This window comes from Duganella vulcania (genome assembly GCF_009857655.1).
Taxonomy (GTDB): Bacteria; Pseudomonadota; Gammaproteobacteria; order Burkholderiales; family Burkholderiaceae_D; genus Rugamonas; species Rugamonas vulcania.
In genome coordinates this window covers 89154-98987 of record NZ_WWCX01000015.1, presented here as the reverse complement: position 1 = coordinate 98987, position 9834 = coordinate 89154, and the positions used below count along the sequence as shown (strand labels likewise).

Below are 9834 nucleotides of genomic sequence, written 5' to 3'. Positions count from 1 at the left end.
GACATGCGCGGCCCGCGCTTCCAGCCGCTGACGCTGTGGGTGCCGATCGCCGCCGCCACGGTGGCCAGCCTGCTGTTCGCGATGCTGCTGGCGTGGTACTTCTCGCGCCCGATCCGCGCGCTGCGGCAAGCCTTCGACGCGGCCGCCGGCGGCGACCTGGCGCCCCGCTTCGGCGCCGGCGGCAAGGGCAAGCGCAACTCCGAACTGAACGACCTGGGCCGCGACTTCGACCGCATGACGGCGCGCCTGCGCAGCCTGATCGACGGCCAGACGCGGCTGCTGCACGACGTCTCGCACGAGCTGCGCTCGCCGCTGGCACGCCTGCAGGCGGCGATCGGCCTGGCGCATCAACAGCCCGAAAAGCTGGCCGCATCGCTGGAGCGCATCGAACGGGAAAGCGTCCGCATGGACAAGCTGGTGGGTGAACTGTTGACGCTGGCCCGCCTGGAAGCGGGCGCCATCAAGGCCAGCGAGGAGGAAATCAGCATGGCCGAGCTGCTGGAGCAGATCACCGACGACGCCAACTACGAGGCTTCCAGCCAGCAGCGCAGCGTGGTGCAGGAAGGGGAAGCCGACGTCATGGTCGCCGGCCAGGCCGACCTGTTGGGGCGCGCCATCGAGAACGTGGTGCGCAACGCCATCAAGCACAGTCCCGAGGGCGGCGTGGTGCAGCTGCAGACCAGCATCCTGCCCGACGCGCGCCAGCTGTGCATCCGTGTGCTCGACCGCGGGCCGGGCGTGGCGGCGGCCGACTTGGCAACCATCTTCCAGCCCTTCTTCCGCTCCAGCAGCGCCAGCGCCGAAGGGCACGGCTTGGGCCTGGCCATCGCCCAGCACGTGATCGAGGCCCACGGCGGCAGCATCAAGGCCAGCAACCGCGAGGACGGCGGCTTGTGCGTGGAAATGATGCTGCCGGTGAAAGGTTGACGCAGGCGGCCCGCAAAGCAAACGCGGGCCGAAGCCCGCGTGTTGTGAAGACCGGCAAAGCGCGGCTTATGCTTTAGGCAAGGTCACGCCGTGCTGGCCCTGGTACTTGCCGTTGCGGTCCTTGTACGACACATCGCACACTTCATCGCTCTCGAAGAACAGCACCTGCGCGCAGCCTTCGCCGGCGTAGATCTTGGCCGGCAGCGGTGTGGTGTTGGAGAACTCCAGCGTCACATAGCCTTCCCACTCGGGCTCGAACGGCGTCACGTTGACGATGATGCCGCAACGGGCGTAGGTCGACTTGCCCAGGCAAACCGTCAGCACGCTGCGCGGGATGCGGAAATATTCCATGGTGCGGGCCAGCGCGAACGAGTTTGGCGGGATGATGCAGACGTCGCTCTTGATGTCGACGAAGGAATTCGAGTCGAAGTTCTTCGGATCGACGATGGTGCTGTTGATGTTGGTGAAGACCTTGAACTCGTCGGCGCAACGGATGTCGTAGCCGTACGACGAGGTGCCGTACGAGATGACCTTGCGGCCTTCTTCCTGGCGTACCTGGTCCGGGAAGAACGGTTCGATCATCCCATGTTGCTCCGCCATACGGCGTATCCATTTGTCGCTTTTAATCGTCATCGCAAGGCATTCCTAAAGTTCAGGGGCGGCGCAACAGCGCCGAATGCCCAAGATTTTACGCGAAAGCCCGCTTTTTAAGAACTTTTTTACCAGAATCGCTCAGCAGCCCGGCGATCATCTCGCGGGTGGCCTGCGCCGCCAGCGCCGGCGACTCCATCGGGAACAGGTGGCCGCCCGGCACGATGCGGAAGTGCTTGCCCACCAGCGCCTGCGTATGGCCCAGGCCGGACTGGCTGGTTTCCCAGGAATCGGTGCCGCCGATGAAGCCGATCGGCGCCGGGAAGCGGCCGCGCACCAGCTTGGGCAGGTGGTGCGGCAGGCTGGCATAGATGCTGGTTTCCACTTCCCGCGTGAAGCGCAGCTGCACGCCCTCGGGATGGGGCTTCAGGCCGCTCGCCATGTAGTCCTCGAGCACGCCCGGCGCCCAGGCGGCGAACAGGTCCTTGCCGGCGAAGTGCTGGTAGGCCGCCTGCGCGTCCGGCCACACATTGCGCCGGCGGATGGAGAACTTCGCCGGCGGCACGCGGTTGGCGTTGCCGCTCATTTTGATCAGGCGCCAGAACAGCGCGCGCCAGCCGGCCACCACCGGCGCGTCCAGCATCACCACGCAACGCACCAGGTCCGGACGGGCATGGGCCACCATCAGGCTGAGCATGCCGCCCAGCGAGTGCCCGACCAGGATCACCGGCTCGTCGTAGCGCGCAGTCAGCTCGTTGATGTATTCGTCGACCAGCGCCGGCCAGCCGTCGCTGACCGGGTAGCGCGGGCTGTGGCCGTGCATGTCCAGCGCCTGGATGTCGAAATCGTCGGCCAGCAGCTCGAAAAACTGGCGGTACACGCCCGCCGGGTAGCTGTTGGCATGGGCAAAATGCAGCTTGGGCTTGCTCACAAGCGGTCTCCGTATGATTGTTTTCGGACCATTGTAATGGCACTTCCCACGGCAGGCTTGGGGGAAAGGCTCTAATTTAGCGGCCGTACCAGTAGCGCGCGTGCGCCTGGCGGTAGGCAGCGATATCGATAGTGTCGCCGAAATCCAGCGTCACTGCACCCGCCTGGTCGGTACGCAGCCGTTCGATATGCAGCTGGCCGTAGCGGTCATAGACTTCCGCCTTGGGATGATGATAACGATTGCGATAGCCCACCTGGAACACGGCGGTCCGCGGATCGACCGCCCGCAGGAAGGCCGGCGTGGACGACGTGCCGCTGCCGTGGTGTGGCGCCAGCAGCACGTCGGCGCGCAGGGTGGCGCGGTCGCGTTGCAGCAGCTCGGCCTCCTGCGCGGCTTCGATGTCGGCGGCCAGCAGCATGGCCTTGCCGCCGGCTGTGATCTTCAGCGTGCAGCCGCGCGCGTTCGGCTTGAGCGCCGTGTCGGCATAGCTGGCGGGCAGCGGATGCAATATCTCGAAGCGCACGCCGTCCCAGCTCCAGCGCTGTCCCGTCGCACAATGCACGTGCTGGCGCGCGGCGCCGGCAATCGGATGCTGGATGGGCAGCGACGACAGCACCCAGTCCACCCGCACGCCATCGAGTACCGTCAAGGCGCCGCCGGAGTGGTCGATGTCGCTGTGGGTGACGATCATGCCGTCCAATGCGGCGATGCCGCGCGCCTTCAGGTAAGGCAGGATGACGCGGTTGCCGGCGTTGGAGGTGGGCGCATAAGAGGGGCCGGTGTCGTACAGCAGGCGATGATGGCTGGTTTCGATCAGCAGCGCCATGCCCTGCCCCACATCGAAGACGGTGACGGTCATGCGGCCCGGCGCCGGATGCGAGGGCTCAGCCGCCAACAGCGGTATCCACGTCGCGAGGCCCAGCCAGCGCACCGGCCAGCCGCGCGGCGCGAGCAGCCAGAGGGTACCGCAGGTGGCCCAGCAGAACAGCCAGAACGGCGGCGTCGGCGCGCTCCATACGGCAAAACGCAGACCACTGAACCATTGCAGGCAAACGGCCAGCCACTCCACCAGCAGGTGCGCAAGGCCCAGCACAGGCACCGCCAGCGGCGCGGGCAACATGCTGCCGACCAGCGCGAGCGGCGTGACCACAAGGCTGATCAGCGGGATCGCCATCGCGTTCGCCAGCGGGCTGACCACCGACACCTGCGCGAACAGCAGCATCGTCAACGGCACCAGGCCGAATGTGACGGCGTACTGCGTGTGGGCGCCAGCATGCAAGGCCTGCCACAGCCGCTCGCTGCGCGAAGGCCCGTCCGCGCCTGGCGGCACATGCCCATCACTGTGCGCGGCGTCAGGAGGACGCCCAGGCCTCAGCGCGACGCGCCCAACGGTGGCATACAAGATCGTGGCGACCGCTCCGAACGAGAGCCAGAAGCCGGGCCACAACACCGCCCACGGATCGATCAGCACCACCACGCCAAGCGCGGTGCACAGCACCTGCGCCACGCTGGCGATGCGGCTCGACCACAGCGCGGCAGCGACCACCATCAGCATATACAAGGTGCGCTGCGCCGGCACGCCGAAGCCGGCCAGCAGCACGTAGAACAGGGCCACCGTCGCGCCGACCAGCGCCGCCACTTTTTGCGCAGGCAGCAGCAAAGGCAGTTGCGCGCGCGTGAAGAAGGAATGGCGCCAGAGGGTGAATGCCGCCAGCGCGAACAGCCCCGCCACCATCGTTATGTGCAAACCGGAGATGGAAATGAGGTGGCCGATGCCGGTGCGGTTGAAGACGTTCCAGTCGGATTGGTCGATGCCACGCTGGTCGCCGACCACCAGCGCGACGATCACGCCGGCATACGGCTTATCCGGCAGCGCGGCCTGTATGCGTGCGCGCAGCAACGCGCGCGTGTGCTCGATCATATTGCCGGCGCTGAGGACGAAACTATCGATCCGGCGGTTGCCCTGTGCCGGCCGCACATAGCCCGTCGCCCGCAGGCCTTGCTCCAGCAGCCACACTTCGTAATCGAAGCCATACGGGTTGGCGTTGCCGTGCGGCCGTTGCAGCCGCACGGTCAGCTGCCAGCGCTCGCCGGGCTGCACGTCGCCCACTTCGTTCACCTGATCGCGAAAGCCCGCGTACCAGGCCAACGAGATATGCGGCGGGACCGCGTTCTGCGCGCCGTTCAGCACGCGCTCCACCGCGAAATTGAAACGCACGCCCTGATCGAAGCTGTATGGCAGATTGTCGATGGTGCCGACCAGGGTGAAGTCCCGCCCTTCATCGGCGAGGGCAAGCTGCGGAGCCAGCACGCGCTGCGCCATCCAGGCGGCCCAGAAGAACCCAACCACGCCGCCGGCCAGCAACGACGCGGCACAACGCAACGCGGCCTGCGCCTGCACGCCGATACGAGCAGCGCGCCGCCGTAACCAGCCGCGCCACAACCCAAGCCAGAGTGCGAACACCAGCGCGGCGGCCACACCGGCCGACGCGGACGGCAGCGTCGCCTGCGTTTGCAGCAAGGCCGCTCCCGCAGCGAAGCCTATCAATACCGCCCTCATCGCGCCGTCGCTCCTCAAGTATCGTAACAGTCCGATACTACGCAGATGCGACTACTAGACACGGGCAACCGTGTCGGATATTGATGCAGATCAGCCGGTGCGGTAGCCGGTCAGCTGATTCTGCATCAGGTGGAAGTACAAGCCGTCGCGTTGCTGGATCAGCTCCGCGTGCGCGCCCTGCTGCACAACGGCGCCATGCTCCAGCACCAGTGCGCGGTCGGCCTTGACGATGGTGGAATAGCGATGCGCGATGACGATGGTGGTGCGGCCTTCCATCAACTTGTCCAGCGCCTGCTGCACTTGCAGCTCGCTGGCGGAATCGAGCGCGCTGGTGGCTTCGTCGAGAATCAGGATCTTCGGGTCGCGCAGCAAGGCGCGGGCGATGGCGATGCGCTGTTTCTGCCCTCCGGACAGCTGCACGCCGCGCTCGCCCACCACGGTATCGTAACCGTGCGGGAATCCGGCGATGAAATCGTGCGCGTTGGCCAGCCTCGCGGCATCGGCCACTTCATCGCGCGTCACATGCCGGTCGGGCACGGCGAAGGCGATGTTCTCGAAGATACTGCCGGAGAACAGCGACGGTTCCTGTTCGACGATCGCGATGTGCGCGCGCACGCCAGCCACGTCCAGCTGTTCCGAGGGCACACCGTCGAAGGCGATGCAGCCCTGGTGCGGGCGATAGAAGCCCAGTATCAGGCTGGCGATGGTGGACTTGCCCGCGCCCGACGCGCCCACCAGCGCCACGTTTTCGCCAGCCGCGATCGCGAAGTTCACGCCGTCAAGGGCCAGCTTTTTCGGCCGCTCGGGATAGACAAAGCTGACATCGCGGAATGCCAACGCGCCGCGCAGCGTCACCGCGCCCGCAGGTTCCGCAGCCGGCTGCGCTTCGCTCTCGATGATCTCGAACACCCGCTCCGTGGCGCCGATGGTGCGCATCCAGTCGCTCCAGAAATCGCTGACCGCGCCGGACGAACTGGTGACCATGCCGGCATAGATCACAAAGCTGGTCAGCTCCCCGACCGACAGGCTGCCCTGCCCTATCAGCCGTGATCCCAGCCACAAGGTCACCAGCAGCGCCAGGTACATGACGAACGACGACACACCCCGGAACGACGCCAGCAAGCGCGTGTTGGCGATGGCCGCAGCCAGTGCATGCGCGGTGGCGTCGGCATATTTGGCGCCGGCGGCGCGCTGCTGGTTAAAGGCATGCACCAGCCGGATGTTGGTGAAGTACTCGTGCGCCACGCCGCCGCATTCCGCTTGCCGCTGCTGGATGTCGCGCGAACGCCGGAGCACTTGCTTGCCCAGCCAGTCGCCCATGTACAGCGTCAGCGGAACGTAGACCAGCAGGATGAGGCTGAGCACCGGGGAGATCAGCAGCAGCATGACGACGCAACCGGCCAGCACGCACAACGAGCGCAGCGAGATGGCCAGGCCCATGGTCAGCGTATCGTGCAGGATTTCGACGTCGGCCGACAGGCGGCTGGTCAGTTCGCCGACGTTGTGCTTGTCGTAGAAGCCCACTGGCTGCCGTATCAGCGCGCCATACAGCAGGCGGCGGATACGCGCGACGATCATATGTCCGGTCGATTCGAACAGGTAGTAGCGCATCGTGGTCGCCACCGCCTGCAGCGCCAGCACCGCCGTTATGATCGCGGCGAAGGGAGCGAACCAGCCGCTGTCCCCCTTCGTGCCGATATGATCGATGAAGTATGAAAGCGCCTTCGGATAACTCAACTCCACCAGCACCGTCAACGCCATGAACAACAGGCCCAGGGCCAGGCGCGGCGCGAATGTGCGCAGCAGCGCGAGCCGTTGCAGGTGCGGATTGCTCATCCGTTCAGACGGAGCAGGACCAGCGCGGCAGCAATCCATCCGGCCGCCGATAGCGCACCGCCACGCCGTCGCGCGTGGCCAGCAAGGCATCCTGCACCGGCGCCTCGAGCGAGGCGCGGGCGCCGCCACCGATATGGGCTTGCAGCATCCGCGAGATGTCCCACGCCAGGTCGTCTGTCGCCGGCTCGCTCCTCACCCGCAGGCCCAGGGCAGCCAGCTCCTCGCCGGTGATCGCATAATGATGCGAATGATAGCCGGACATCAGGTGCTCGACGATGCGGGCGTGCGCCTCGGCATCGTGCTGCGGCAACTGATGGCGCAGCAGTTCCTCGCCGATCTGGCGCAGCTCCAGCGTGGTGCGGTAGAACGCCGTCAGCGTGGGCGGGAACACGCTTGCGCTCAACAGCGACAAGGCTTCCGCGCGCGCCTGCCCCTCGTCCGCGCCGAACCATGCGGCGCACATTTCGCCGAAGCGCTGGATGTCCTGGGAAGATACCGCGGTCGATTCGCCGCCATCGGCATCGCCTTGCAAGTGCGGATCGATGGGCGAGAAGATGGCCAATTCGCCGGCAATGATTTCGTCGCCTGCGAGCGTCAACAGCGTGGCCGACGATTGGCAGTGGAACGGTACAATGAAAGTCAATCGCTGCGTGTACTCGCGCAGCAGCAGCGCGATGCGGCGCGCCGCGTTGACGACGCCGCCCCGGCATTGCAGCACAACGTCCAGCCGGTCGCTGCGCCCGATGGCGCGCAGCTGGCGGTACAGCTCCGGCAGCATTTCCATGTCCAGCTGGGATGCCGCCATCACCAGCACGCGGCTGCCGCGCACCGCTTCGAGATGCTTGATTTTTTCCGGCAGGGGTTCGTTCAGTGGGTGCGGCATGCGGTCTCCTGCAACAGCGGTGCCGCGCCGTTGGACGGCAAGCGTCCGGGGCGCGGGACGGTCAGACGCTTAGCACCAGATGCCGGTGTCGGCGATCCGGTTGCGCGGGCCGCGGGCGTCAGGACCCGAGCAACCTGCCAATGCCACGCCTTCGCGTGCTTTCCACTGCGGCGCGGCTTTCACGGCGCCGGCTTTTTTCTCTGCCAGTTTGAATGCAAACAGCTTCGCCTCATTTTGCTTTTTCATTTGTAGAACCTCTTCAGATAGTTAAAGTTCAAACGATGACCACGGATAGTGGTGCAAGAAAGGTATCATTGCCGTTTATTCATGTCAATAAAACACAGTTATTGCTGCGTCATTTCACCGACACGTCGGTAGACTTGACCGCCACGCGCTCAGTGATGTTCTTGGCGGCGATGGTTTCGGTCAGGAAGGAGGTCGACTTGACTAGCAAGTCACGCGCGACTTCTTCCAGCGGGGAGCCGCTGATGCTGGCGTGGTTGCCGCCCAGCCCGACGCCGCCGCCCCAGCCCAGGGCCGACACGCCGAAGCCGTTCTTCTCATTGTTGGCCTGGAAGGTTTTGGAGGCGATGATCTTGGCGCGCTTGACATCCACCACGCGGATGTCCATGTTCATGTGGACCTTGGATTTCTTGAAGTCGACCGAGCCGGCCAGCAGGCCCAGCGGACCTTTGAGGAAGCCCAGGCCGCCCAGGCCGGTGGAGCTTTGCTCGAAGCCCAGCGAGGTGATCGAACCGGTGATCATGTAGTCGGCCGCTTCGGCCTCGACCTTCTTGCCGATCAGCGCCAGTTCCTTGTTGATCTCTTCCATTTCGGCGCGCTCCTGCACGTCGAAGCAGCCGGTCTGCGTGAGTGCGGTGGCCAGCATTTCGGTCATGCCGGTGCCGACGCCGGTGTAGCTCGGCTGCGCCACATTGCCCTGGCGCTCCCACCAACGGTACTGGCGCGGGTCCTGCTGGCCGGCGCCGGACGAGCAATCGGCCGATTTGCACTTGAACTCGGTGAACACGACCTTGGCGGCCGGGTTGGCGCACTTGGGCACATCGATCTGGCGCTCGGCGACCTCGCTCGAGTCGGCAAGGCATAGGACGGGGACAAACAGGAGGGCGGCGGCAATGCCAGCGTGAGATTTCATCGTAGGGATAGTGAGAGTGGAGGGAAAAACATTGGCAATTATGCACCACACCCCGATCCGCAATTCTATCTAAATGTCACAAAAACATGATAAATGAATAAAGTTTAAGATGGCGCAACACTTCCCCCGAAATTTTGTGCTTGAGCTCGTCATCAACATCCTTGCATCCGGGGTAGTGTTTGTTTGGCGTTTGCCGTGGTCGCGGACGCGACCTCCTCCACGCTCATGCCGCGCAACTCCGCCAGCACCGCGCCGATGCGGGGAATCTGGTCGGGACTATTGCGGCCGGGATGAACCCAGCTCGGCGCGATATCCGGCGCGTCGGTTTCCAGCACGATGGCGTCCAGCGGCAGCTCGGCCGCCAGGCGGCGGATTTGCAGCGCGCGCGTGAAGGTCATGGCGCCGCCGAAGCCCAGTTTGAAACCCAACTCGATGTAGCCCTGCGCCTGCTGAAAACTGCCATTGAAGGCGTGGGCGATGCCGCCCGCCGGCCGGATCTGGCGCACGTGCTTGAGCACCACGTCCTGCGAGCGGCGCACATGCATCAACACCGGCAGCTCGAAATCGCGGGCGATCTTGAGCTGCTCGCGGAAGAAGAACATCTGCTTCTCGCGCATCGCCGGCTCGGTCAGCATCGGAAGGAAAAAATCCAGGCCGATCTCGCCCAGCGCCACGAAACGCTTGTCGGCCATCGCGGCGGCGACCTGCTCGCGCAATACGCGCAGGTCGTCCTCCCCGGCGTGCGGCACGTAGATCGGATGGATGCCCAGCGCGTAGCAGCCGTTGTCCAAGCTGGCGGCCAGTTGCGCCACCACCGGGAAGTTGGCCACCGCCACCGCCGGGATGACGATCATCGACACGCCCCGCTCCCGCGCCAGCGCCGCCTGCGCGACGGACTCGCCGCCGAATTCGTGCGCATCGAGGTGGCAGTGGGTGTCTATCCACATGAC

The 9834-nt window shown here is 65.3% G+C and carries 9 protein-coding genes; 1 reads left to right on the top strand and 8 read right to left on the bottom strand.

The features are described 5' to 3' along the window. Positions 1-927: HAMP domain-containing sensor histidine kinase (locus GTP90_RS12115; protein WP_161083769.1), on the top strand; the 927-nt coding region annotated here is incomplete at its 5' end. A 66-nt stretch (positions 928-993) separates the two neighbouring features. Here the strand turns inward: GTP90_RS12115 and dcd are convergent. The 8 genes from dcd to GTP90_RS12080 form a co-directional block, all read right to left on the bottom strand. After that, positions 994-1560 carry a dCTP deaminase gene (dcd, locus tag GTP90_RS12110; protein WP_161083768.1) on the bottom strand — a complete coding sequence of 189 codons (567 nt, stop codon included), beginning with the start codon at positions 1558-1560 and terminating at the stop codon, positions 994-996. 55 nt (positions 1561-1615) lie between these two features. Beyond that, positions 1616-2449, bottom strand: a complete 834-nt coding sequence (locus tag GTP90_RS12105) for an alpha/beta hydrolase (protein WP_161083767.1) — start codon at positions 2447-2449, stop codon at positions 1616-1618. Positions 2450-2525: 76 nt separating this feature from the next. Further along, positions 2526-5009 carry a DNA internalization-related competence protein ComEC/Rec2 gene (locus GTP90_RS12100; RefSeq protein ID WP_161083766.1) on the bottom strand — a complete coding sequence of 828 codons (2484 nt, stop codon included), beginning with the start codon at positions 5007-5009 and terminating at the stop codon, positions 2526-2528. 90 nt (positions 5010-5099) lie between these two features. Continuing rightward, positions 5100-6845 carry an ABC transporter ATP-binding protein gene (locus tag GTP90_RS12095; protein WP_161083765.1) on the bottom strand — a complete coding sequence of 582 codons (1746 nt, stop codon included), beginning with the start codon at positions 6843-6845 and terminating at the stop codon, positions 5100-5102. A 4-nt stretch (positions 6846-6849) separates the two neighbouring features. Then, on the bottom strand, positions 6850-7728 hold the full coding sequence (locus tag GTP90_RS12090; protein ID WP_161083764.1) for an SDH family Clp fold serine proteinase: 879 nt from the start codon (positions 7726-7728) through the stop codon (positions 6850-6852). A gap of 69 nt (positions 7729-7797) precedes the next feature. Beyond that, positions 7798-7974: a hypothetical protein gene (locus tag GTP90_RS36410; RefSeq protein WP_175048061.1), complete on the bottom strand. Its 177-nt coding sequence runs from the start codon at positions 7972-7974 to the stop codon at positions 7798-7800. 109 nt (positions 7975-8083) lie between these two features. Next, positions 8084-8884, bottom strand: coding sequence for a CsgG/HfaB family protein (locus tag GTP90_RS12085; protein ID WP_161083763.1), 801 nt, complete (start codon positions 8882-8884; stop codon positions 8084-8086). Between the two features lie 152 nt (positions 8885-9036). Beyond that, a complete protein-coding gene (locus GTP90_RS12080; RefSeq protein WP_161083762.1) occupies positions 9037-9831 on the bottom strand; it encodes a TatD family hydrolase in 795 nt (264 codons plus the stop codon). Positions 9832-9834 lie beyond the last annotated feature (3 nt).

Coding starts and splice junctions, on each gene's coding strand:
- dcd (WP_161083768.1), bottom strand. CDS start 1,560: ATGACGATTAAAAGCGACAAATGGATACGCCGTATGGCGGAGCAACAT.
- GTP90_RS12100 (WP_161083766.1), bottom strand. CDS start 5,009: ATGAGGGCGGTATTGATAGGCTTCGCTGCGGGAGCGGCCTTGCTGCAA.
- GTP90_RS12095 (WP_161083765.1), bottom strand. CDS start 6,845: ATGAGCAATCCGCACCTGCAACGGCTCGCGCTGCTGCGCACATTCGCG.
- GTP90_RS12090 (WP_161083764.1), bottom strand. CDS start 7,728: ATGCCGCACCCACTGAACGAACCCCTGCCGGAAAAAATCAAGCATCTC.
- GTP90_RS36410 (WP_175048061.1), bottom strand. CDS start 7,974: ATGAAAAAGCAAAATGAGGCGAAGCTGTTTGCATTCAAACTGGCAGAG.
- GTP90_RS12085 (WP_161083763.1), bottom strand. CDS start 8,884: ATGAAATCTCACGCTGGCATTGCCGCCGCCCTCCTGTTTGTCCCCGTC.
- GTP90_RS12080 (WP_161083762.1), bottom strand. CDS start 9,831: ATGTGGATAGACACCCACTGCCACCTCGATGCGCACGAATTCGGCGGC.